This window comes from Butyrivibrio sp. INlla14, assembly GCF_900102515.1.
Classification (GTDB): domain Bacteria; phylum Bacillota; class Clostridia; order Lachnospirales; family Lachnospiraceae; genus Butyrivibrio.
This window is the reverse complement of the sequence record NZ_FMVS01000005.1, coordinates 19873-43621: the sequence shown is the minus strand read 5'-3', so window position 1 is coordinate 43621 and position 23749 is coordinate 19873. Positions and strand designations below refer to the sequence as shown.

Annotated in this window: 21 protein-coding genes; 18 read left to right on the top strand and 3 right to left on the bottom strand. The window is 41.5% G+C overall.

What is annotated here, in order from left to right:
* Positions 1-207 precede the first annotated feature (207 nt).
* The 4 genes from BLO53_RS03675 (at position 208) to pdxR (ending at position 3413) form a co-directional block, all read left to right on the top strand.
* Entirely contained in the window at positions 208-1023 is an 816-nt protein-coding gene (locus BLO53_RS03675; protein ID WP_092059168.1) for a PfkB family carbohydrate kinase, read from the top strand.
* A gap of 4 nt (positions 1024-1027) precedes the next feature.
* Positions 1028-1549 (top strand): TIGR04002 family protein, encoded by a 522-nt coding sequence (locus BLO53_RS03670; RefSeq protein ID WP_092059167.1) that lies wholly within the window; start codon positions 1028-1030, stop codon positions 1547-1549.
* A gap of 22 nt (positions 1550-1571) precedes the next feature.
* The gene (locus tag BLO53_RS03665) at positions 1572-2168 is read left to right on the top strand and encodes a TIGR04100 family radical SAM protein (protein ID WP_092059166.1); all 597 of its coding nucleotides are present in this window, start codon (positions 1572-1574) and stop codon (positions 2166-2168) included.
* Positions 2169-2279: 111 nt separating this feature from the next.
* Positions 2280-3413: a MocR-like pyridoxine biosynthesis transcription factor PdxR gene (pdxR, locus tag BLO53_RS03660; protein ID WP_092059165.1), complete on the top strand. Its 1134-nt coding sequence runs from the start codon at positions 2280-2282 to the stop codon at positions 3411-3413.
* Between the two features lie 544 nt (positions 3414-3957).
* Here the strand turns inward: pdxR and BLO53_RS03655 are convergent.
* Positions 3958-4506: a DJ-1 family glyoxalase III gene (locus BLO53_RS03655; protein ID WP_092059164.1), complete on the bottom strand. Its 549-nt coding sequence runs from the start codon at positions 4504-4506 to the stop codon at positions 3958-3960.
* Between the two features lie 298 nt (positions 4507-4804).
* On the opposite strand from BLO53_RS03655, the gene BLO53_RS03650 reads away from it, so the two are divergent.
* The 8 genes from BLO53_RS03650 to clpX all read left to right on the top strand — a co-directional run bounded on the left by BLO53_RS03650 (position 4805) and on the right by clpX (position 11540).
* Complete coding sequence (locus BLO53_RS03650) at positions 4805-5746, top strand: Fic family protein (RefSeq protein WP_092059163.1); 942 nt, start codon at positions 4805-4807, stop codon at positions 5744-5746.
* A gap of 52 nt (positions 5747-5798) precedes the next feature.
* On the top strand, positions 5799-5969 hold the full coding sequence (locus BLO53_RS19095; RefSeq protein WP_176757150.1) for a hypothetical protein: 171 nt from the start codon (positions 5799-5801) through the stop codon (positions 5967-5969).
* Positions 5970-6210: 241 nt separating this feature from the next.
* Entirely contained in the window at positions 6211-6603 is a 393-nt protein-coding gene (locus BLO53_RS03645) for a pyridoxamine 5'-phosphate oxidase family protein (RefSeq protein ID WP_092059162.1), read from the top strand.
* Positions 6604-6652: 49 nt separating this feature from the next.
* On the top strand, positions 6653-7201 hold the full coding sequence (locus BLO53_RS03640; RefSeq protein WP_330388805.1) for a hypothetical protein: 549 nt from the start codon (positions 6653-6655) through the stop codon (positions 7199-7201).
* A 225-nt stretch (positions 7202-7426) separates the two neighbouring features.
* The gene (locus BLO53_RS03635) at positions 7427-7759 is read left to right on the top strand and encodes a hypothetical protein (RefSeq protein WP_092059161.1); all 333 of its coding nucleotides are present in this window, start codon (positions 7427-7429) and stop codon (positions 7757-7759) included.
* 181 nt (positions 7760-7940) lie between these two features.
* On the top strand, positions 7941-9407 hold the full coding sequence (gene tig, locus BLO53_RS03630; RefSeq protein ID WP_026488849.1) for a trigger factor: 1467 nt from the start codon (positions 7941-7943) through the stop codon (positions 9405-9407).
* Between the two features lie 221 nt (positions 9408-9628).
* Positions 9629-10234, top strand: a complete 606-nt coding sequence (gene clpP / locus BLO53_RS03625) for an ATP-dependent Clp endopeptidase proteolytic subunit ClpP (protein WP_026488848.1) — start codon at positions 9629-9631, stop codon at positions 10232-10234.
* 37 nt (positions 10235-10271) lie between these two features.
* Positions 10272-11540: an ATP-dependent Clp protease ATP-binding subunit ClpX gene (gene clpX / locus BLO53_RS03620; protein WP_092059160.1), complete on the top strand. Its 1269-nt coding sequence runs from the start codon at positions 10272-10274 to the stop codon at positions 11538-11540.
* Positions 11541-11613: 73 nt separating this feature from the next.
* Here clpX and BLO53_RS03615 read toward each other — a convergent pair whose 3' ends face one another.
* Complete coding sequence (locus BLO53_RS03615; RefSeq protein ID WP_092059159.1) at positions 11614-15735, bottom strand: glycoside hydrolase family 16 protein; 4122 nt, start codon at positions 15733-15735, stop codon at positions 11614-11616.
* A gap of 145 nt (positions 15736-15880) precedes the next feature.
* Positions 15881-16489 carry a ribosome biogenesis GTP-binding protein YihA/YsxC gene (gene yihA, locus BLO53_RS03610; RefSeq protein ID WP_092059158.1) on the bottom strand — a complete coding sequence of 203 codons (609 nt, stop codon included), beginning with the start codon at positions 16487-16489 and terminating at the stop codon, positions 15881-15883.
* A gap of 214 nt (positions 16490-16703) precedes the next feature.
* On the opposite strand from yihA, the gene BLO53_RS03605 reads away from it, so the two are divergent.
* The 6 genes from BLO53_RS03605 to BLO53_RS03580 all read left to right on the top strand — a co-directional run bounded on the left by BLO53_RS03605 (position 16704) and on the right by BLO53_RS03580 (position 23749).
* Positions 16704-18455, top strand: a complete 1752-nt coding sequence (locus BLO53_RS03605) for a hypothetical protein (RefSeq protein ID WP_092059157.1) — start codon at positions 16704-16706, stop codon at positions 18453-18455.
* On the top strand, positions 18456-19064 hold the full coding sequence (locus BLO53_RS03600; protein ID WP_092059156.1) for a hypothetical protein: 609 nt from the start codon (positions 18456-18458) through the stop codon (positions 19062-19064). It begins immediately after the preceding gene.
* Positions 19065-19189: 125 nt separating this feature from the next.
* Complete coding sequence (clpB, locus tag BLO53_RS03595) at positions 19190-21784, top strand: ATP-dependent chaperone ClpB (RefSeq protein WP_092059155.1); 2595 nt, start codon at positions 19190-19192, stop codon at positions 21782-21784.
* Positions 21785-21814: 30 nt separating this feature from the next.
* On the top strand, positions 21815-21997 hold the full coding sequence (locus tag BLO53_RS03590; RefSeq protein WP_092059154.1) for a DUF4250 domain-containing protein: 183 nt from the start codon (positions 21815-21817) through the stop codon (positions 21995-21997).
* A 281-nt stretch (positions 21998-22278) separates the two neighbouring features.
* Positions 22279-23004, top strand: a complete 726-nt coding sequence (locus BLO53_RS03585; protein ID WP_143003199.1) for a CpsB/CapC family capsule biosynthesis tyrosine phosphatase — start codon at positions 22279-22281, stop codon at positions 23002-23004.
* Positions 23005-23020: 16 nt separating this feature from the next.
* Entirely contained in the window at positions 23021-23749 is a 729-nt protein-coding gene (locus BLO53_RS03580) for a YveK family protein (protein WP_092059152.1), read from the top strand.

The following is a 23749-nucleotide window of genomic DNA, read 5'->3' as shown; positions in this document are numbered from 1 at the left end:
TATAAAAATATAAGAGCCGTCTGGTTGCCTTTTGAGAAGGAAATCAGGCGGCTTTTTTCCGCTTATGAACTATCTCCGGGGATGAAAACATAATACTAACAAACTGGTCATATAAAAAGCCTTAAAACTGAATATATTTATAGTACCAGAAATATTGTATATTTGCTTTTAAATTAAACAAAATGCTTGCAGAGAGGTGATAATTACATGAAAAGAGTTGCTGCGATAAATGACCTTTCAGGATTCGGAAAATGTTCTCTTATAGCGGATATTTCAGTTCTATCATCCATGGGAATTGAGGTTTGTCCTGTTCCAACGGCAGTGCTAACTGCTCAGACGGGATTTCCATCTTATTACCAGCAGGATCTGAAAGATATGGTGGAACACTGCAGAATAGAATGGTCCAGGATGGGAACGAAGTTTGATGGTATCATCACAGGTTATATCCCCCATGAGAACCAGATTGATCAGATTATTGATTTTGCAAATGCCTTTAATCAAAAGAATACAGTTCTTTTGGTGGATCCAGTAATGGGCGATGGTGGACAATGCTATGCAAATTACACAGATTCAATGCGTTTAGGAATACAGAAACTTGTAAGGAAAGCAGATGTTATCACTCCAAATCTGACTGAGCTATGTATATTGGCAGGAGAAGACCCAAATGAGCTTCCCAATAATGTTGACCGCATTCTGGAAATTGCCAAAAAGGCAAAGGCTAGCGAAAAGCAGAAAATAGTTGTGACAGGTGTGATCCTTGAAAAGGGTGAGCTTTGTAACATGGCAATACATCCAGGTGGAGCAGAGGTTATTCACAGTAAATACAATGGCCTCAGCTATTCAGGAACAGGAGATCTTTTTGCGGCAGCCCTAATGGGAAATCTGTTAAATGGAGAAACGCTAGTGGACGCAGTTTCTAAAACAGCGGATTTTATAAGTGAATCCATAGTTAATACTGAGGATAAGGATAGAAACTATGGCGTTGACTATGAATTACAGTTAAAAAAGGGATGGGAGAGGTGAGAGTATGAATGAAAAAGTAAATACAAGGACAAAAAAGCTTTCTTTTACAGGACTATTGATAGCCATGACTGTATTGTTTACAGCCTATATTTTTCATATTCCGTTTGGACTAAATGGCGGTTATATTCATTTTGGTGATTCGATCATCTATCTGGCAGCAGCTCTTTTGCCAACACCCTATGCTCTTATGGTTGGAGCCATGGGAGGCGGGATTTCAGATCTTTTAACCGCTCCAATGTGGGTAATTCCTACAGTTATCATCAAAATGCTGATAGTGCTTCCGTTTTCAAGCCAAAAAAGTACTTTAATAACTAAACGAAATCTGGTGGCTCCTGTCATTTCTTTTTTTATCTCTGCTACAGGTTATTTTATAGCAGAAAAGATAATGTTTGGCACAGAAACAGCTATATTCGCAGCCTTTTCAGGGAGCTTCATTCAGTCTGGAGGAAGTGCATTGTTCTTTTATCTGATAGCAACCGCGTTTGACGGTGTTGGAATAAAAAAGAGAGTTTTTCAGGTTCAGTAATTTGGGGAAAGGGGATAAAAACGTGGCAGACATAATATATACTTACAAAGATTCAGTTTACGCAAACATAACAAATAAGTGCAATTGCAGATGTACCTTCTGTATTCGCTTTTTAAAGGATGGCATTGGAAATGCAGACACTCTTTGGCATCAGCAGAATCCTTCCAAAGAAGAAGTAATAAAAACCATAAGGGAATACGATTTTACAGGCTATAGTGAGCTTGTGTTCTGTGGTTATGGCGAACCTACCTGCGCTTTGGATATTTTGCTAGCCGCAGCCAAGGTTGCTAAAGAGGAGAAGGGGCTGAAGGTCAGACTTAATACAAATGGTCTTGGTAATGAGGAAAATGGCAGAAATATTGTCCCGGAGCTGGCAAGCGTAGTAGATAGCATTTCTATAAGCCTTAACGCGCCGGATAGTGCTGCCTATGAGAAGGTAACAAGACCTCTGGTGGAAAATGCTTTTGACAAAATGGTGGATTTTGCCAGGAAGGCAAAAGATAGCATTGGTCAGGTCAAATGGTCTATAGTTGACGTTTTGCCTAAGGAGGATATAGAAAAGTGCAGGCGACTCTCAGAAGAGACTGGTATTGATCTTAGGATCAGACATTTCACATGAAGACTATGAAAGGACAGGCAGCGATGTTTGTCCTTTACTTATATATTTCAGAAGGTTATCATAAATCTGGATATATAGGAATTTTCTTTTTTAGCAAAAAGGTATAACCAGATGAACTACAAAATTGAAAAAAATATATCGGAACCTGCGTATATTCAGCTTTACAAGCTCCTGGTAAATGATATTGTTGGAGGAATTTATGAGTACGGAAGTAAACTTCCTTCAAAACGCGTTATTGCCGAGGAGACAGGAGTCAGCGTCATAACTGTCGAGCATGCACTGACCCTTTTAAATGAAGAGGGCTATGTTGAGAGCAGGGAGCGAAGTGGTGTCATTGTCACTTATAAAGGTGAAGATTTTCTTGGAAACATGCAATCAGGCAGATTAAAGAGCGACGAGATAGCACATAAAAATATACATAAGCAGGTTGGAACGATAAAGAGTGATAACAATGCCGTCAGCGGAAGCAAGGGAGACTTTCCTTTTTCAGTTCTTACAAAGACAATGAGAAAGGTAATGCTAGATTACGGAGATAAGATATTGATCAAATCTCCAAATCATGGCTGTACAGAGCTTAGGCAGGAACTGTGCCATTATCTTGCAAGGAGCAGAGGCATCATGGTTGAGCCATCTCAGGTCATCATAGGTTCAGGAGCAGAATATCTCTATGGCCTTATTGTTCAGCTTCTTGGAACCGACAGAGTTTATGCCATAGAAGATCCTTCCTACAAAAAGATATATGATGTTTACAATGCGCTTGGCGCCAAAATTGACAGGCTGGGTATGACAAATGAGGGAATAGCTTCAGATGCTCTTTTAAAAACAAAGGCACAGATACTGCATGTCACACCCTTTAACAGCTATCCAAGTGGAGTTACAGCCAGTATTTCCAAAAAACTTGAGTACATAATGTGGGCTAAATCAAGAAACGGAGTCCTCATCGAAGACAATTATGAATCGGAACTAACGGTATCAAGAAAAGCTGAGCAGCCATTATTCTCTATGGACCCAGAGGCTGACGTAGTCTATATCAACACTTTTTCACGAACAATAGCGCCTTCCATGCGTATTGGCTACATGGTACTGCCAGAGAGCATGGTGGAACTCTTCAACGAAAAACTCGGCTTCTACTCCTGTACAGTACCTATATTCGACCAATACGTCATATCACAGCTCCTTAAAAGTGGTGACTTCGAGCGCCACATCAACAGAGTCCGCCGCCAGCGAAGGCAGCAACTGAAGTGATTCAGGCCTGAGCGCCAATGGTCAGCTTTTTACTCGCGCCAGTTTCCGTAGTGCTCGTCACTGACAAATGCAGATTTTCTTAGATGTTTCCGCAGTTTTTCTTCTAATGCGCATGCTGCAGCTGAAACTTGCAGGACGGGGAGAAATATTTCAATAGAAAATGCCATAGCCCGCGATGCGGGCATTTACAAGAAAAGCTACATCAATCTCTCAAGTAAACTTGGAGATGTTGATGTAGCTTTTCTTTATGGCGCGGTGCGCCAAATGGCATTTTCTTATATAAGATTATTATCCGTCCTGCTTCAGACAACGCTTCGCATGCGCGGGAAAAACTGCCATGGAAACATTAGAAAATTGCATTTGCCAGAAAAGACTCGCATAGGAAACTGGTCGCCTCGCAAGCGCTGCCCTGGCGCGAGTTTTGAACCGTAGAATTCTTATGCTACTTCCAGAAGCCAATGAATATCCGAACTGAAGCCGACGAAAAAGACTTTCTGAATGAGCGTTATTTACTCTGTGGCGAGGAATGCCAATGCACAGTGAATTATCTGTAGACGATTTTGGCTGCCATTTCGCGGGCGGCAGTTTCGCCCTGGAAGTGTTCAATGATTGCAAGGCCGAAGGGAATTGCTGTTCCCATGCCGCGGCTTGTGATGAAGTGGCCATCCTTGGTTACTTCTGAAGTTTGTACGTCGGCGCCCTGAAGGTCTACTTCGCAGCCTGGGTAGCAGCAGGCTTTTTTGCCATTAAGAAGGCCCATCTTGCCATAGACTGTTGGTGCTGCGCAGATTGCGCACAGCATCTTATCTGTAGCATCAAACTCTTTAATCTTGTTCTTGAGTGGCTCGCAGTTGCCGAGATTTGTTGTTCCTGGCTGACCACCTGGAAGGATCAGCATATCCATTGCTTCAAAGTCCACATCCTCAAAAAGTGTATCAGCGATAACGGTGATCTTGTGAGAGCCGGTTACTTCCTTTCTTCCCATTATGGAAGCGGTTGTAATCTCGATTCCTGCACGCCTCAATAAGTCTACAACAGTAAGAGCTTCAATTTCTTCAAATCCATCTGCTAAAAAAATAGCTGTCTTTGCCATAATTTCCTCCAAAAAGATACATTCTATGCAGTAATTGTTTTATGAATATTGTACCATAGTAATAGGTTTAATTCATTGCTTGAATAAGCGGGAAATGGTATATTTATTGATTATGATGAATATATTACTTATGTTTCAGTATTATAGACGATGTTAAGTCGGAGGTAAAAATTCTTTTCGAGACATTTTAGGGAACTTTCCTTGCTGATTATCGCAAAAAGTTCCCTATTTTTTATTTGAACTTTAGGGAACTTTTTGATATATTTCTATTAGAAAGGTTCCCTAAAAGGAGAAATCGATGGATAATAAGTTGGAAACAATTAAGAGCCTATTGCAGGATAAAGCTGACCTTCAGGCCCGTCTAAATCTCATACCTTATGACGGCTCACCGGAAGTGAAGGAAAACTCCAGTGGCAAATACTTGTATATAAGAAAAAGAGTAAATGGAAAACTTACATCAACATATGTTGATGTTTATTCAGATAATCTGTATCAGTTGCTTCTTAGAAACGCTAGAGAAGCCAGAGAATTAAAAAAGAGTATTCGAAAAATAGATAAGCAGCTTGCAGAAGTTGGATATAGCCCTACTGAACTATCTGCAGATGTTGTTATGAATTTGGATTTCGCCAGAGCCAATATGAAATCAAATATCTATGATCAGGCTGTGTTGGAGGGAGTAGCAACGACCTTTCCACAGACAGAGGAAATATTGGAAAAAGGTATCGTCAATGGCATGACAGCAGATGATGTGCAAAAAATCCTGAATCTTAAGCATTCTTGGGAGTTTATTCTTGACCAGGATGTTATACAGGCTGAAACTGATTATCATTTACTTTGCCATGTAGCAAAGCTTGTTAATGAAGGATTTTTCTCTTATGGGGGAAAGATACGGAGTGTGCCTGTAACCATAGGCGGAACCAGTTATGTACCGCCTATTCCTATAGAGTCAATGGTTATAGAGAACATAAACGAAATAAGATCATCTGATAAGGTGGATATAGATAAAGCTATAGAATTATGCATGTATTGCATGAAAACGCAGGTCTTCGTTGACGGTAACAAAAGAGCTTCTGTAATATTTGCTAATCATTATCTTATATCCCATGGGCAAGGACTTCTTGTCATACCAGAGAAAGATGTGCCGGAGTTCAAGAAATTATTGGTTGCATACTATGAAGGTGAAGACATCAATGTGATAGCTACTTTTCTTAAAGAAAAATGCTGGAAACGGATGAACTAAAAATAAATTCTGTTATTTTATATTAACAAAATTTCCATAACTTTGAAAAAATATGAGTTATGGAAGAAATGTTATCGTTTATATCCGAATAAAAAAGGTATTGCTAGAATATAAAGATGATGATGCAGGTTTTGAAGAAAGCAAGGAAAAGGTATTACATTTTGCGCCTGATGCAGAGGTCTATAAAAGGGCATCAGATGGACAATGGACATTAATGGACTAATGGTACTGTTGACAGGGGAAAACTAAATGAAAAGAATAAGCATTTTACTATTGGTTCTAATTATCACCTTTACTAGCGTTGGATGTATGGCTAATGGTAGAAAAAATCTGGATTTTTGGGGTATAAAAACATCGTATGGAGAGTGGGCCGACAATATAGGATTACTTAATAGAGATGGATTGACGATTTAGAACAATAAAGTAAAATTAAGGTATCTGAGTAAATTATAGGAGGTGACGACATGGAACGAGTAGCAAAGTTTTTGAAGGATGCAGGAACTTATTATCTTGCGACAGTAGAGGGAGATCAGCCAAGGGTAAGACCTTTTGGCACAGCGCACATTTTTGAGGGGAAGCTCTACATCCAGACTGGCAAGGTCAAGAATGTATCCAAGCAGCTTCACGCTAATCCAAAGGCTGAGATCTGTGCATTTATGAATGGGCAGTGGCTTAGAGTAGCTGCTGAGCTTGTAGAGGATGACAGAATAGAGGCAAGACAGTCTATGCTGGATGCATATCCTTCACTTCAGGGCATGTACAAGGCTGATGATGGAAATACAGAGGTGTTCTATCTTAAGAATGCGACAGCAACATTCAGTTCATTTACAAGTGAGCCAGAGGTTGTAACTTTTTGATGATGAGTGTAGGGAGTGATAGGATCACTCCCTATTTTTGAGGGCTAGTATGGGAATTGAAATTGAGAAGAAATTTACGGTAAAAGAGATATCTTTTGACCTGGACAAATATCCATTTCATGAGATTGAGCAGGGGTATCTTAATGTGCATCCTGCTATCAGGGTAAGGCGCCAGGATGATATTTACTATATGACGTATAAAGGAACTCCAGACAGCTCTTTTGCTGATAAAAAGAGTGAGAATATTGGCCAGCTTGAGTACAATATGCCACTTGATAAGGCAAGCTATGAGCATATGGTTTTGAAGGCTGATGGAAATTTTATCAGGAAAAAGAGATATCTGATCCCTTTAAATGAGGATGCGTTTTCTGCAGAATATCTGGAAGCTAATCCAGATTTAAAGGAACAGATAAAAAAGGGCGAAATCAAGATTGAGCTAGATATTTTCAAGGCGCCCTTTGAGGGAAGAATCCTTGCTGAGGTTGAGTTTCCTTCTGAGGAGGCAGCCAGAAACTATCATCCGGCAGCTTGGTTTGACGAGGATGTGACTGGCAACAGGAAATATAGTAATTCTCAGATGAGCATTGAGAAGGTATGAAATATTTTATTTCAATAGTTGCTTCTATTTTAGAATTATAATTTCACGGAATTTTGTTAATAATAAACAATAGAAAAAGTTGCCTTAAATATTTTTTGTGCTACTCATAGATAAATGTATAGATTTTGTGTATTGGGTTTATTTCACTCTTTTCCTGTAGTATAAATATCCCTGCGAATAATTAGAAGAAAATGAATGAAAGATATGAAGGGCAGGACATAATAAATGAGTAACAGGGCAGAGCTTATAAATCAGCTTGCGGCTTCAATGGGGGCTGGAAAAGTTGGAACAAATGTGGGGAACGGAACATCCAAGTCAAGATATAATGCCAAGACAGGAACTCTATATTGCAAGGAACACGATGTTTCTCAGAATGTTGCTAATCAGGCGATGACGTATTTTATGGGGATGAAAGAGAAATATAGTAGAAATACTTCTCTTCAGGCACAGCAGATGGTGCAGATTTATCAGTGCGCAATAGATGCCATCAGAATGTCACAGGATCCAAATGTTAAGGCAGCGCTTAAGGCAGTAAAGGCCAAGAAGTCAGTAGGCTGACAGAGCTAGAGCATTTTATATTAGTAATATAATGATAGGAATTTATAAGATGTGACGATATCTCAGAAATAATATGAAGATATCGTCACATTTTTGTTGAATGAAAAACAATATTATGTTATGATGTAAACCGATTGTGCCCAAAAGGGCGTAGACTTTTTTAGGAGGAAACAATAGTAACATGAGCGTAACAGTAGAGAAGCTCGAGAAGAGCATGGCTAAGCTTAAAATCACAGTTTCTGCAGATCAGCTTGAGAAGGCTTTGCAGAAGGCATATGAGAAGAATAAGAACAAGATCCAGCTTCCTGGATTCCGTAAGGGTAAGGCTCCTCGTAAGATGATCGAGCAGATGTATGGCAAGGGAGTATTCTACGAAGATGCAGCTAACGAGCTCATCGAGGAAGAGTATCCTAAGGCAGTAGAAGAGTGCGGCGAGAGCGTTGTATCTTCACCTAAGATTGACGTTGAGCAGCTTGAGGCTGGTAAGGACTTCATCTTTACAGCTGAGGTAGCTCTTAAGCCACCAGTTAAGCTCGGAAAATATAAGGGTGTAGAAGTTCCTAAGATGGACGTAGAAGTTACAGACGAGGAAGTTGATGCTGAGATCGACAAGCAGCGCAACACTAACGCTAGAACAATCGATGTTACAGATAGAGCAGTTGAGAACAACGATATCGTAACTCTTGATTTTGAAGGATTTGTAGATGGAGTTGCTTTCCAGGGCGGTAAGGGAACAGATTATCCTCTTACAATCGGTTCAGGTTCATTCATTCCTGGATTCGAGGAGCAGCTTATCGGATTTGAAATTGGCAAGGAAGGCGATGTTAACGTAACATTCCCTGAGGATTACCAGGCAGAGGATCTTGCTGGTAAGGCTGCTACTTTCAAGTGCACAGTTAAGGCTATCAAGGCTAAGGAGCTTCCAGAGCTCAATGATGAGTTCGCTTCAGATGTATCTGATTTCGATACACTTGCTGAGTACAAGGAAGATGTTAAGAACAAGCTCGTAGAGCGCAAGACAGCTTCTGAGAAGGCTAACAGAGAGGATCTCGTAGTTAAGGCTGTTATCGAAGATTCAGAGATGGAGCTTCCTGAGGCTATGATCGAGACTCAGCAGAGACAGATCGTTAATGACTTTGCACAGAGACTTCAGATGCAGGGTATGAACTTCGATCAGTACATGCAGTACACAGGCAACACAGTTGACAAGATGCTTGAGCAGGTTAGACCTCAGGCTATCGAGAGAATTCAGGCTAGACTTGTTCTTGAGGCAGTTGCAGAAGCTGAGAAGATCACAGTTTCTGATGATGACTTCGAGGCAGAGCTTGCTAAAATGGCTGAGCAGTACAAGATGGATGCAGACAAGCTTAAGGGTCTTATGGGTGAAGGCGAGCTTAAGACAATGCGTGAGGATCTCACAGTTCAGAAGGCAGCTGATTTCCTTGTAGAGAATGTTAAGGAAGGTGCCAAGAAGGCAGCAGCCAAGAAGACTACTACCAAGAAGGCAGCAGCTGACAAGGACGCTGAGGAGAAGCCAGCTAAGAAGACAACTACAAGAAAGACAACTAAGAAGGCTGCAGATGATGCTACAGCTGAAGAGAAGCCTAAGAGAACAACTAGAAAGAAGAAGACAGAAGAAGAGGCTTAAGTCATATCTTTTGACGCAATGAATATATAAGGCGCGAGGATGGTCATACGTCCTCGCGCTTTTCATAGTTTTTTAATAAAATAAAGGTTGCATAAAATCTAATTGTAGCGTAGTATTGCTCGTAAGTGCTAAAGACTTTAAAAAAATCAATAATTAAATTATAATGTAATTGGTATGTGCTTTTGCATTTGCCATTACAGTAAGATGAAAGGAAGACAGATATGAGTTTAATACCTTACGTCATTGAACAGACAAGCCGTGGAGAGAGATCCTATGATATCTACTCCAGACTTTTAAAAGAAAGAATTGTATTTTTGGGAGAAGAGGTTAATGCAGCTTCAGCCAGCACAATCGTGGCTCAGCTCCTTTTCCTTGAGGCGGAAGATCCTAACAAGGATATCCACATGTACATCAACAGCCCTGGAGGAGAGATTTCTTCCGGTATGGCTATTTACGATACTATGAACTACATCAAGTGTGATGTTAGCACAATCTGTATCGGAATGGCTGCCAGCATGGGTGCTTTCCTTCTTGCAGGCGGAGCAAAGGGTAAGAGAATGGCTCTTCCTAATGCAGAAGTTATGATTCATCAGCCACTTGGTGGAACACAGGGCCAGGCTACAGAGATTGAAATCGCTGCCAAGCACATTCTCAAGACTAAAGAGAAGATGAACAGAATGCTTGCTGCAAACTGTGGCAAGACATACGAGCAGGTAGCTGCTGATACTGAGAGAGATAACTGGCTTTCAGCTCAGGAGGCTCTTGATTATGGCCTTATCGATTCAATCATTGAGAATCGTCCATCTGAGAAGGATGACAAGAAGTAATTAAGAAGGCATTTTATATTAGAAATGAGGACTAATAATGGCAGGAAAGAATTCCGGTGAGATCAGGTGCTCTTTTTGTAACAAGACACAGGATCAGGTTAAAAAGTTAATAGCAGGACCTGCAGGGGTTTACATCTGTGACGAGTGCGTAGACATTTGTGCAGATATTATTGAGGAAGAATTTGAGGATGAACCTGTTACAGGCAGAGACCAGCAGATCAACCTCCTCAAGCCTGCAGAGATCAGGAACTTCCTTGATGAATATGTAATCGGACAGGACGAAGCTAAAAAGGTTTTGGCTGTATCTGTTTACAATCATTACAAGAGAGTTCTTGCTCCCAAGAATGAAGACAAGAATGATGTTGAACTTCAGAAGAGTAACATCATTATGATCGGACCAACAGGATCTGGTAAGACATATCTTGCACAGACTCTTGCCAAGATCATCAATGTACCATTTGCTATTGCAGATGCTACTACTCTTACAGAGGCTGGATATGTAGGTGAGGACGTTGAGAATATTCTCCTTAAGCTTATCCAGAATGCAGATTATGATATCGAGAGAGCTCAGTACGGAATCGTATATATCGATGAGATCGATAAGATCACCAAGAAGAGCGAGAATGTGTCTATAACACGTGATGTTTCAGGTGAAGGCGTTCAGCAGGCACTTCTTAAGATCGTAGAGGGTACTGTGGCAAGCGTTCCTCCTCAGGGTGGACGTAAGCATCCTCACCAGGAGCTTATACAGATTGATACCAGCAATATTCTCTTTATCTGCGGTGGTGCTTTTGACGGACTTGATAAGATCGTGGAGGCAAGACTTGACCGCAATTCAATCGGATTTAACGCTGAGATAGCAGATAAGTCTGAGAGAGAAATCGGTGAGGTTCTTAAAGAGGTAACTCCTCAGGATCTTGTAAAGTTTGGTCTTATTCCAGAGTTTGTAGGACGTGTGCCTATTACAGTTACTCTTGAAGGTCTTTCCAAGGAAGCTCTTATGAGAATCCTTACAGAGCCCAAGAATGCTCTTGTTAAGCAGTATCAGAAGCTCTTTGATTTTGATGATGTTAAGCTTACATTCGAGGATGAGGCTGTTCATAAGATAGCTCAGATGGCTTACGAGAGAGAGACTGGAGCAAGAGGACTTCGTTCTATCATGGAGAAGACTATGATGGATGTAATGTATGAGATTCCATCAGATGAGACTATCAGCGAGTGCGTTATCACAGATGCATCAGTTGATGGAACCAGCCAGCCACTTCTTGTTCACAAGGATCAGAAGAAGCTTAAACAGGCTAAATAAGATAAGTTAATAATTTTAAATAATAAAAAAGCAATTGGAATGAGGATAACCTCAGACCAATTGCTTTTTGTCTTTAGTTAATAAGAACTCCGTTCTCATCAAAGGTGTATTTCTTAAGCCATTTTGTGATGGTGCGATCCTTTACCATGTGTCCATCGCCGTCAAAATAGTGTCTTCCATCTTCAAGATCAACAAAGCTGCTAACAACGATATGACCTTTTTCATTAGCATAATAGGTGTATCCGTCTACATCGATGAGGGCATCCACTTGCATAAGGCCCTTTTTGTCAAAGAAATATTTAGAACCCCACTTTGTCATAAAGCCAGTAACCATGTGGCCTTCGCTATCAAAGTAGTACTTGCCATCATCTGTAGTGACATAATCACTTTTTACCATAGTGCCCTTTGCCTTGAAGTAGTAGGTATCTCCTTCATAAGTCAACATTCCTGAATATTTGCTGCCGTCCTCGAGGACATAGTAGGTTGAACCCCACTTAGTAACAAAAGATCCTGCTGGTGCTTCTGGGATTTCAGGATTTTCTGGTACTTCTGGTTCTGAAGGCTGTGTTGGCTCTGTAGGAACAGGCTCAAAGATGTCGTCTCCAAGCTCATCGTCGTTATCGGAATCTCCGCCTTCAGATGTTTCTTTTACCAGAGTCATTGATACATTTTTAAAGCTAAAAGTCATGTCTCCAGTTGCTGCGCTGTCACCGAAACCAAAGTTTAAGTGACAGTCATCCAGGGAAGCACCTGCAGTAAATACAGTTTCATAATGATAGAAACCATCATCAGTAGCTGTAAGATCATTTAAGTTAACCTGGACTACATCCTGAACAACTATCCAGTTTCCGCCGTTTTGCTGAACGATATATTTAAAGGTGTTGTTGCTGTTTCCTGTTATCTTGCAGTCCATGGACAGCTTGTACTGTAGGCCCGCCATAACAGAGAAATTGCTGCTTCCTATCTGTGGTGAATACCAGGTTGAACCGCTTGCAATTCCCGTCATGCTGTAAGTATTTGCTGCATCAGTCTCAATTGCTATAGCTGAACCTGCGCCGCTGTCGCCTGTGAAAGTGGTATTTTCATTAACTGGATTTTCGTCAACTACGGAAACCTGATTAGCGCCACGCATTGTTACATTGTCAATCTGGACACTACTTCCCTTTGCGAAGGTAAGAACAACTGCGCCGTTGTCCAGGTCTTCATCTGTGGTGACTGACAAGCTATATCTCTTTATGTTTCCAGCATTTGAATATGAAGCCTTGGCATTACCAAGCTCTTTTCCGAGAGTCTGACCACCATTCTCATCTGTTACAACTTCACGGATGGAAGCCTTAACAGCAGTTTCATTATCAGAATACATGTCAAAAGAGATAGTGTAAGTATCAGCAGTCATCTTGATGCCGCTCTGATAAATTGTAGGCACAGAGCCATTCTCAGAAGAAATCTGACCTCTTCTTTCGTAGTACTTAATGCCGTCAGGAATGTTCTCGTAGTTGGTCATGGAAGCGATATCCTTGACTCTTACATCGCTGTCCCTTAAAGCTGACAGAGTGTATCTTGGAACTAAAAGCTTAGTATTATCTAGTGTAGTCCAGTATCCTACGTGGTTGTTACCCTGATCAAAGGTTCCGTTAAAGATCATGTTGCCATCAGCAAGGACTCCGTGTACGCCGCTTGGATCTGTTGTTCCTATAAGTGCTGGATCAACTATTTCAACCTTAACATTTGAAATATATACTGAGCCGGTAGCCTGTCCACCTACATTGAATTCAATTCGGCAGTTGTCGAAATCTTCTGACTGTGCAAAGATGAAGGAATTGCGAGCTGGTGTATCAGTCAGATTAAAGGCCTGGATGCCATAGGTACTCCAGCCTGCATATTCCTTGGAATCGCAGTTTACCTGCTTACCTACAAGGGCGCCAGAAGCGTAGGAATCAAAGGAAACCCTATAGACGTATCCTGCCTTGGCGTTGTAATGGCCGATAAGTTGCACGCCGTAGTCCTGACTTCCCTGGCCGTTAACATTTATCTTTGCCCAGGTCTGGCCCTTATCATCTGTTACAGCTTCTGCAGTTGCTGCTGCATCTGACTGATATGAGAGGAACCACTTTCCAGAATCTTTTGCAGCATTATCATCATGTCCACCGCCTACAGTATCAAGATTATCAGTTGATAGATCTGCAATCTGATTTACGCCGGCTTGATCAGACCAGTCATCACGGACGCTTCCATCAACAGATCTTGTGACAGAGTCTGCGTAGCCTTCAGTCTTTTGATAGCAGCGGATATAGTCAACGTACATGTTTATATCATCCTGGAAATCAGCTTTGTTGGCTGATCCGCCGAACTGACCGCTGTCTACGGCGAGATTTAGGATCATGTAAAATGGCGCATCGAAAGGAGCATCAAAGCCAAGAGAATCAGAAGCTCCTGAGATTGCACTTGACCAGTTTGAGGAAGAATAGATTTCTTTTCCATCATAGTAGAAGGTCATTCTGCCTGGTTCCCAGTCTACAGCGTAGGTGTGGAAGTATCTGATGTCTGAATCAAGTGCTGTGTAGCCGCTTCCCTTGTATACGTGGCTTGGAACACCCCAGTGAAGTGTTGAGCAGGCCTGGTTAGTTTGAGTACCTGTTGTTTCCAGGATATCTATTTCCCCTGATACAGGCCAGCCGCCGTAGATCTCTGTGCTCTGTGGAAGCATCCAGAAAGCAGGCCATGCTCCTTTTGTCTGAGGAAGAGATATTCTGCCTTCTATATAGCCGTAGGTGCTGTTAAATAGCTCTTTCGAAGCGGTTGTTGTACGGATTCTTGCTGAGGTATAGCTCTTTTTGCTCTCTGCAGCATAGTTGTAGCCATTTTCTTCATATGACGCAGTGATACGAAGAAGTCCATCTCCGAAACCATCTCCATCAAGGTCTTCGTTTACAGAGATGTTTTTGGCATCATTGGTGTAACACTCAAGCTCATTATTGCCCCAGCCGTAGTTGCCACAGTCTGTTGTTCCATCACCCAGCTGATATCCCCAGTTATCGAGATTCAGGCCGGTCTGACTGTCTATATTAGATGTTGTATAGTTACCATCAAATTCATCTGACCAGATAAGGTCATAGCCTTCTTTGGAAAGGCCTGGATCAGCATAGTCAAAGAGTGCGTTGTCCTCTGCGGAAAAATCATATTCAAGGCCCTTGGACCCATTAGCAGATCCGCCTGAGAGGGATATGTAATTGCCTTCAGAGTCACATATCCTGAGGTTTTCTATAAGAATAGTTCCGCTAAGGTTCGCTGCTTCACCCTGCATTTGTCCAAGCGCAATAAAAAGAGTGTTGTTAGCAAGCTCGGAAATTGTAGCTGATGCAGTGTATTCATAGGTCTTGCCAGCCTGAAGGTCTATAAATTCATATATCTGACCTGAGTCGTCCAGTTTAATAAGGGCTTTTTTATTTATGGAAGATGTAAGATCCACAGAAAGAGTATAGGTTTCACCAACGCTAAGCCCAAGATCTTTAATTATGTACTGAAGACCCCACTCTCCATTCCAGCCATAGCTTGAAGTGGTGATAAGAGCTGTGGTGCCAGTTTCCTTGATATTTGCATTAACGCCGGCCCAGTCACTTCCAACATATAGTTCTGATGTGGCATCAGCAAGGCTTATAGCCCCTTCTTTGATCTGATGTTCTTCCGGAGGAGTTTCGCTACCTTCTCCTGCTCCTGGATCAGTTGGAGTTTCACCGCCTTCACCAGTTCCAGGTTCTACTGGAATATCTCCTTCCCCGGGACCAGGTGTTTCTGTGCCAGGTGTTACTTCTGGATTTCCCACTGTCACGGTTGCTGTAACAGCTCCTGATAGCTCACCATCTCTTTGGCCCTGGAGCTCTATAAGGTATACTCCGTCAGCGTACTCATCAGGATACCAGTGATAGCCAAGTTCCTGATCAGGGTAGACTTTCTCATATCCATTTGCAGCACAGGAAATAGTAACGGTATACAGATCATATCCTGCTGCGCCCCAGACAAAGCCAATACCTTTTTCCTGGTCATAATCTGCTACCTGACCAAAGGGAAGTGATAAAGACTCATTGACAGGCCCCTGATAAGCCAGGACCTGAAGACTTGTTGTCGTAAGAGACGACAAGGAGAGGGCAAAAGCAACTGCAATTGCAAGGCGCCCCCTTAGATTTCTCTTTTTCATACAAAAATACCTCCTTTAAACTTTTGTATACCACGCAATACTGCTATAAGTTTAAAAGAGGTAAGTCTTTGATTTTAGTTCTATAATTTTAATTTAGTGTCATTTTTACACTATAAGATTATGCGGATTATAGTTTGAAAAGTTATCACGCTTCTGATGTGTTTGCTGCCTCAGCAAGAAGCTCATCCATGAAATCATATATTTCCTGACGGCCCTCTTTGGACAGGGCTGAGTAAGGGAAAATCTTGATCTCATCAGGAAGTCCAAGGGTGTTTCTGAGCATGTTAAGGTGCTTCTCATGCTGGGACTTTTTGATCTTGTCAGATTTAGTAGCTATGATGACTGGCTGGAAGCCCTGATGAACAATCCATTTGTACATCTGAACATCATTGGCTGAAGGCTCGTGCCTTATATCTATTAAAAGAAATACTCTAAGGAGCTGTTTGGAAGTGTGAAGGTAGTTCTCAATCATCTTGCCCCACTGCTCCTTGACCTTCTCAGGGACTCTTGCAAAGCCATATCCTGGAAGATCCACAAGATAGAACTCATCATTTATGTTGTAGTAATTGATGGTCTGAGTCTTGCCTGGTTCCTGAGAGGTTCTGGCATAGTTCTTGCGGTTCATGATCCCGTTTATAAGTGAGCTCTTACCAACATTACTCTTACCTGCAAAGGCAAATTCAGGATGAATATTGTCAGGAAGAGTACTGGTGATTCCGCACACTGTCTCAAGATTTACATTTTTTATTACCATAATAATTCTCCAATAATCTAAATGAATAAAATGTTTCAGCGTCTTAATAATACACTATAAAAACTAATGTGGCAAAAAGTGGTCAGATAGTTGGAAGATTTTTCTATGTTAGAATAGTTGATATTTTGATATAGTTTCATTTGTGTGAAACAAAGCAAGGCGGGTGAATGTATAAAGAATAGAATAAAAAAGCCTTGTTGGGAGGAAATGAAAAATGAAAAGGATCAGTGCAGTTCTTTTAGCTGGCGCTATCATGGTTACGGCAACAGGATGTGACTTACAGGAACTTGGGAAAAAACCAATTAGAGTCGAATCAGAAGCGGAGGCTTCAGCGGAAGATATGTCAGTAGCTGAACCTGTAAAAGAGGAAGTGAAAGATGAGGCATCAGAAGCAGCTACTGTTGAAGAGGCAGAGGAAATAGTTGAGGAAGAAGAGCCTGAAGAAGATCTTTTGACTAAATACAAGAATAATCCAATGGACCTTACACCTGGAGAATTGTTCAGGCTGTTTTGCCAGGGAGAGATCATGGCAGAGACTCTTCCTGATGAAAGCGGCAATACACATACAATTGATGCAAGTCATTATGAATTTGAAGACTTTACAGATGCTACCAGTGCAATGACTGTGAAAAAGCCTCTTGATCTGGATAATGATGGGGAACTTGAATTTATCCTTAATAACATGGTTTATGGGGATATGTATTTCGACTGCAAGGAAGGCAAGGTTGTATGCTTTGCTCAGGGCGAAGGTACAGAGATTAAGTGCAGTAATCAGTACTATAACGGCGATAACTGGGTTATCCATTATGGCTCTGCTGGCAACGGAACTGCGTATATTTTTGATAAATATAATGGAAATTTAGAGATTACCGAGTCCTTCAGGCTTGATGCTATAGATGAAGCGGATGGAACAATGTCTTACTACAAGGATGAGACACCTATTTCAGCAGATGAATATGTTGTTCTGCACGAGACTATTTTTGGCTATGACCGTGAGGGCATGATGGAAGGTGAAGAACTTACCAAAAGTGAGCTTAAGGACTATGAAGCATTTCTAGAACGAGAGGGTTATGTTGGGTTTACGTTTACAACTTATAGACAGCCTGAAGATGTGAGTTGGGGTAGTGTTCTCTATGGAGGGGCTGGAATAGATACAGATGATTACTCTGTAGAGGCCAAAGATGCTTATCTTAAGGCAATTGGCGAAGAGTATGTAGAATACGATCTTGCTGCATTTAAAGGAGACGATGTCAGGGCAGATATAGAGAAAAAAACCGGACTTGTTAATTTTGATCTGAAAAAAATTCGGGGCCTTGTATATGTAGAAGAGTATGATATGTGCTTCCTGGAGTATAGTGATGTTACTAATTTAGATGTGACTATCCTAAAGGGAGTTAAGAATGGCCCTATAGTACAGCTTGTTATTGAAGGCAGATATGGCGAACCTGCAACTCGCCTGACACTTATAGGAACAGGGGATCCTGCAAATCCCTTCCATTTTTATTCAAACCGTCAGCTTTGGGAGGAAGAATATGGAAATAAGACCTTCCTTGCCCCTGTGGATGGATCAGATGAAATGGTTGAATATGTTGTTTCATCTTCTGTGAATGTTCATGATGGTTGTACACGTCCACATATTCAGATAATAGAAAACAATGAGACTGGAAATACTGTAGGTACATGGATGGCGAATGTAGATCTTGCAGGATATGAAATAAAGGAAGTACTGTTCTGTGAAGTAAACGGCGATGATATTAGAGATGCGATCCTGATACTGGATGACGGATCAGATACGATTGCTGTAGTCAGCAGAGGAAATAATAGCGAATATGGTTCAAGTTACTATTCTTGCGATAAATATACTACTACGGAATGGCTTGGCAAAAATATTAAAAATTTGACAGCAGCGCGCGTATTAAAGTACATTAAATCTCATCAGGATGAATATAAGGAACTCATTAAATAAATGAATTTTATTCCACTTAAGGTATCCCTGGATGAGGCCTGCATGTCAGACTTTTCAAGGCGATACCATTTTGAAGAAAAAGATAAAAATGAGATAGAAAAGCTCTACATAAAGGCTAGCCCAAGGGTTCATGCCCAGTTCCACTACTGTCTTCTTAATAATAAAGGTGAAGCCTTGGAAAAAGAGAATACGAAGGCAGCTAAACAGGCTTTGGTTGTGGTGACTCTGGGTCAGGCCTTTGATGTATTACAGGATAGTTTCCTTTCTAGTACAGAGGAAAATATCCATAAAGCGTATATCCTGGACTGCATTGGGCTTGAACTTCTGGCCAGGGCTTATGAAGAGGTTGATAAAAAGCTCCATGAACTGACAGGAATGTACGCAGGACGCTACATTTTTGCGGGAGAGGACAAGCTTCCTATGTCTGAAGTTCCAAGACTTATGGGACTTCTTGGGCAGAAGCTTGTGACCTACAATGAAGCCATGGTGCTGATACCAAAGAAAAGTGTGTTGTTTGTGGTACCTCTTTTGACAGAGCCTGTGCATAAACCTGGATTATGTAGTATGTGCGACGCCTTGGACTGCGCAATGAGGCAGGGAGAGGTATGATTGCACTATGCGTATTTGCGGATAAATTTTGAAAAAAGATTGACAGACAAAAAAAGGATTGTTATAGTTGTAATAGAACAACAATAACAATCCTTTATATTATGTATTTTTAGAGGGGAGGTATTATGAATATTCAGAAATTCACACAGAAGTCGCTAGAGGCTGTTAATAGCTGTGAGAAGATTGCTATGGAATATGGCAATCAGGAAATAGAACAGGAACATCTCTTGTATGCGCTTATGACGATTGAGGATAGTCTTATAGCAAGGCTCGTTGAGAAGATGGGCGTGGACAAAGAGTCTTTCATTAGGAGAATAGAGCAGGGAATAGCTAAGAGGACCAAGGTTCAGGGTGGTAACCCTTATGTGGGATCTGACCTTAACAAGGCTCTTTTATCAGCTGAGGATGAGGCTAAGGCTCTTGGAGATGAATATGTATCTGTAGAGCATCTTTTTATGGCTATTATCAAGAAGCCTAACAGAGAAGTCAGAGAGATACTGAGTCAGTTTGGTATCGACAGGAACAGATTCCTTCAGGTACTGTCTGAGGTCAGAGGTAATAGGAATGTTACAACAGACAACCCTGAGGCTACCTATGATACTCTTAACAAGTATGGTACAGAGCTTGTGGAGAAGGCCAGACGTCAGAAACTTGATCCTGTAATTGGAAGAGATACTGAGATCAGAAATGTGATCAGGATTTTGTCCCGTAAGACCAAGAATAACCCGGTCCTTATTGGCGAGCCTGGTGTTGGTAAGACTGCAGTTGTAGAGGCTCTGGCTCAGAGAATAGCTAGTGGCGATGTCCCATCAGCTCTTAAGGACAAGAAAATCTTTTCTCTTGATATGGGAGCACTGGTGGCTGGTGCCAAGTACAGAGGCGAATTTGAGGAGAGACTTAAGGCAGTTCTTGAGGATGTTAAGGGCTCTGATGGCGAGATAATTCTTTTCATTGATGAGCTTCATCTTATAGTAGGCGCTGGCAAGACTGATGGCGCTATGGATGCCGGTAATATGTTAAAGCCAATGCTGGCAAGAGGTGAACTGCACTGTATCGGTGCTACAACTCTTAATGAGTACAGACAGTACATTGAGAAGGATGCGGCCCTTGAGAGACGTTTCCAGCCAGTAATGGTTGATGAACCAACAGTTGAGGACACAATCAGTATCCTTCGTGGACTCAAGGAGAGATACGAGGTATTCCATGGGGTCAAGATCATGGATTCAGCCCTTGTAAGTGCTGCGGTTCTCTCTAACAGATACATTTCAGACAGATTCCTTCCGGACAAGGCTATAGACCTGGTGGATGAAGCCTGCGCTCTTATCAAGACTGAGATGGATTCCATGCCTGCAGAGCTTGATGAGCTTAACCGTAAGATCATGCAGATGCAGATTGAGGAGGCAGCTCTCAAGAAAGAGGACGATTCTCTTAGTAAGGAAAGACTATCTAATCTGCAGAAAGAGCTTGCTGAGCTCAAGGAAGAATTCGATTCCAGAAAGGCTCAGTGGTCCAATGAAAAAGAGGCAGTGGATAAGCTTGCTGCCATGCGTGAGCAGATAGATACTATAAATTCTGAGATTGCTATAGCTCAGAGAAATGGTGATTACGAGAAGGCTGGAGAGCTTCAGTATGGCAAGCTCCCTGCACTTAAGAAGCAGTTGGAAGAGGCTGAGGCAGTAGCAAGAGAGAAAGAGTCTGATACAACTCTTGTACATGAGAGAGTATCAGACGAAGAGATAGCTGGAATTATCAGCAGATGGACTGGCATTCCTGTCAGCAAGCTTACAGAGAGCGAGAGAAATAAGACCCTTCATCTTTCGGATGAGCTTCATCAGAGGGTTATTGGCCAGGACGAAGCCGTTGTAAAGGTTTCAGAAGCTATCATGAGATCCAAGGCTGGCATCAAGGATCCTACTAAGCCAATTGGTTCCTTCTTATTCCTGGGCCCTACCGGTGTTGGTAAGACAGAGCTTGCCAAGAGTCTTGCACAGGCCTTGTTCGACGATGAGAACAACATGGTCAGGATTGATATGAGTGAATATATGGAGAAGTATAGCGTATCCAGACTTATCGGAGCTCCTCCAGGATATGTGGGCTATGATGAGGGCGGCCAGCTAACTGAGGCAGTCAGGAGAAAGCCTTATGCGGTAGTCTTATTTGATGAGGTTGAGAAGGCTCATCCTGATGTGTTCAATATCCTTCTTCAGGTTCTGGATGATGGTAGAATCACAGATTCTCAAGGCAGAACTGTAGACTTCAAGAATACGATACTTATCATGACTTCCAATATCGGAGCCCAGTATCTTCTTGATGGAATCAGAGAGGATGGAACAATCAGTGAGGATGCCCAGAAGGAGACCATGGAGGATCTTCGTGCTCACTTTAGGCCTGAGTTCCTTAACAGACTTGATGAGATCATAATGTTTAAGCCTCTTACCAAGGAGAATATTGGAGGCATTGTTGATCTTGTAATAGCAGATCTTAACAAGCGTCTGGCGGACAGAGAGATTACAGTTTCTCTTACTCCTGCGGCCAAGGCCTATGTTATTGATAATGCATATGATCCAATTTATGGAGCAAGACCTCTTAAGAGATATATCCAGAAATATGTGGAGACGCTTTCAGCCAAGCTGATCCTTCAGGATGAGATAAATCCACATGATACTATAGAGTTTGATGTAAGAGACGGAGAACTTGTAGCCAGAGGCGTGAAGGGATGAATTAAAAGACTTTCATAGTAAGGAGAAAATATGATACCACAGGATCCAGTAATGCTGCTTAGCTTTATCAACATGAAGCTTCGAGATGAATATCAGGGGCTTGATGCCTTGTCAGAGGGGCTTGATATTAGCAAGGACGAGCTTGATGAAATAGTACGTAAATTAGAGAATATAGGGTACAAGTATGATCCGAAGCTCAACAAATTCGCCTAATTAGAGTATACTAATTCTCTGTTGTGGGAAATTTTATTATGGCTGTAGGCGGAATCATAGGGAAAGTTTTGATCGCATCCAACAAAAATAAGGGTAAAAGGTAATATAAGTGCAACTGACAAAGAGAGATTCTTTGTCAGTTGCACTTTTTTATATCATCTGATCTAAAAACTGGTGTATAATTAATTTGTAATACCATAACTTCTTAAACGCAATAATGAAAATGCGTTAAGAGATTATGATATTACAATGAATAAAACACATATACAACAAGGAGCGATATGCTATCATCCATAGATATTCACTGTCATATTATGCCAGGTGTAGACGATGGGTCCCCGGATATGGAGACTAGTCTGAAGATGCTGCAAATTGCGGAGAAAAATGGTATTGAACGCATTATTCTTACTCCTCATCACAAACCAATGCATCATAATGTAAGTCCTGAGCACAACAAGGTTTATTGCGGCAAACTCCAGGAACTGGCAGATAGGGCAGGACTTCATATTCATCTATATTCTGGAAACGAGATTTACTATAGTGATGAGACCCAGAGGGAACTTGAGAAGGGCAAGATCTGTACTCTGGCTGACTCTGATTATTGTTTGGTTGAGTTTCATCCCACAACCCCATTTAGAGCTATACATAACGGAATATATCAGGTTCAGACAGCAGGCTACATTCCAATAATAGCCCATGTTGAGAGATATTCAGATGTTGTATCCCATTATTCGTACGTAGAGGACCTAATAGATATGGGATGCTGTATACAGGTCAACGCATCAAGTGTGATGGGAAAATACGGATTTGGAATTTCTCATTTTACAAGGAAACTATTAAAGAACAGGCTGGTGGACTTTGTGGCTACAGATGCCCATGACTGCAAGAGCAGGGCACCAGAGATTCTTGAATGCAGAAATTATGTGGCTAAAAAATTTGGAGATGGTTACAGCCAAAAAATCTTTTACGATAACCCAATGTCAGTTATAAACAACGAAGTATTGTAAATACCAGGGGAGATTGATGAACAACAAAGACGACGTGCTAGAAATTAATCTTGGGGAATTATTTGCGGTTCTGATGGGAAGAGCCTTTCTGATCATTAGTGCTGGAGTTTTCTTTGCACTGGCGGGGCTTTTCCTTAGCAAGTTTGTGATTCATCCTGAGTATGAATCCACCACCAAGATTTATATTCTCAACAAAGAGGAGAATCAGACAGTAACGTACTCTGATGTGCAGATATCTACACAGCTGACACAGGACTATGCAGAGCTTATAAAATCCAGAAGAGTTTTGGAGGAAGTAATCCAGAGGCTTCATCTTGTTGATATGGAGTACAAGGATCTGTACGAGGTTCTGAAGGTTGATACCCCTTCTGATACGCGAATTGTAGCTATCACTGTCAAAGACGAAGATCCTCTTATGGCTATGAAGATAGCCAACTGCATAAGAGAGGTGGCCAGCGAACATATCACAAACGTTATGGATATTGATGCTATAAATGTAGCGGAAACAGCTAATGTTCCTACATCCAAGTCAAGTCCCAGCGTTGTGAGATGGACAGTTATTGCAGGCTTTTTGGGAGCTGTTGTAGTAGCCTTTTTTGCAATCCTTGGATATCTTTTGGATGACTCAATAAAGAGCAATGATGATGTGGAAAGATATCTTGGAATGAGCACTCTGGCACTTATACCGCTGACGCTGGATGAACAGGATAAGAAGAAAAAGAAAAAGCCAAAAAAGAGTAAGTAG

Excerpts from the sequence above, each read along its gene's own strand:
- yihA (WP_092059158.1), bottom strand. The coding sequence starts at position 16,489 with ATGGTAATAAAAAATGTAAATCTTGAGACAGTGTGCGGAATCACCAGT.
- BLO53_RS03600 (WP_092059156.1), top strand. The coding sequence starts at position 18,456 with ATGAATTTTATTCCACTTAAGGTATCCCTGGATGAGGCCTGCATGTCA.
- BLO53_RS03655 (WP_092059164.1), bottom strand. The coding sequence starts at position 4,506 with ATGGCAAAGACAGCTATTTTTTTAGCAGATGGATTTGAAGAAATTGAA.
- clpX (WP_092059160.1), top strand. The coding sequence starts at position 10,272 with ATGGCAGGAAAGAATTCCGGTGAGATCAGGTGCTCTTTTTGTAACAAG.
- BLO53_RS03580 (WP_092059152.1), top strand. The coding sequence starts at position 23,021 with ATGAACAACAAAGACGACGTGCTAGAAATTAATCTTGGGGAATTATTT.
- BLO53_RS03675 (WP_092059168.1), top strand. The coding sequence starts at position 208 with ATGAAAAGAGTTGCTGCGATAAATGACCTTTCAGGATTCGGAAAATGT.
- pdxR (WP_092059165.1), top strand. The coding sequence starts at position 2,280 with ATGAACTACAAAATTGAAAAAAATATATCGGAACCTGCGTATATTCAG.
- BLO53_RS03635 (WP_092059161.1), top strand. The coding sequence starts at position 7,427 with ATGAGTAACAGGGCAGAGCTTATAAATCAGCTTGCGGCTTCAATGGGG.
- BLO53_RS03640 (WP_330388805.1), top strand. The coding sequence starts at position 6,653 with ATGGGAATTGAAATTGAGAAGAAATTTACGGTAAAAGAGATATCTTTT.
- BLO53_RS19095 (WP_176757150.1), top strand. The coding sequence starts at position 5,799 with ATGAGTTATGGAAGAAATGTTATCGTTTATATCCGAATAAAAAAGGTA.
- BLO53_RS03615 (WP_092059159.1), bottom strand. The coding sequence starts at position 15,735 with ATGAAAAAGAGAAATCTAAGGGGGCGCCTTGCAATTGCAGTTGCTTTT.
- clpB (WP_092059155.1), top strand. The coding sequence starts at position 19,190 with ATGAATATTCAGAAATTCACACAGAAGTCGCTAGAGGCTGTTAATAGC.
- BLO53_RS03605 (WP_092059157.1), top strand. The coding sequence starts at position 16,704 with ATGAAAAGGATCAGTGCAGTTCTTTTAGCTGGCGCTATCATGGTTACG.
- BLO53_RS03650 (WP_092059163.1), top strand. The coding sequence starts at position 4,805 with ATGGATAATAAGTTGGAAACAATTAAGAGCCTATTGCAGGATAAAGCT.
- BLO53_RS03590 (WP_092059154.1), top strand. The coding sequence starts at position 21,815 with ATGATACCACAGGATCCAGTAATGCTGCTTAGCTTTATCAACATGAAG.
- BLO53_RS03645 (WP_092059162.1), top strand. The coding sequence starts at position 6,211 with ATGGAACGAGTAGCAAAGTTTTTGAAGGATGCAGGAACTTATTATCTT.
- clpP (WP_026488848.1), top strand. The coding sequence starts at position 9,629 with ATGAGTTTAATACCTTACGTCATTGAACAGACAAGCCGTGGAGAGAGA.
- BLO53_RS03585 (WP_143003199.1), top strand. The coding sequence starts at position 22,279 with ATGCTATCATCCATAGATATTCACTGTCATATTATGCCAGGTGTAGAC.
- tig (WP_026488849.1), top strand. The coding sequence starts at position 7,941 with ATGAGCGTAACAGTAGAGAAGCTCGAGAAGAGCATGGCTAAGCTTAAA.
- BLO53_RS03670 (WP_092059167.1), top strand. The coding sequence starts at position 1,028 with ATGAATGAAAAAGTAAATACAAGGACAAAAAAGCTTTCTTTTACAGGA.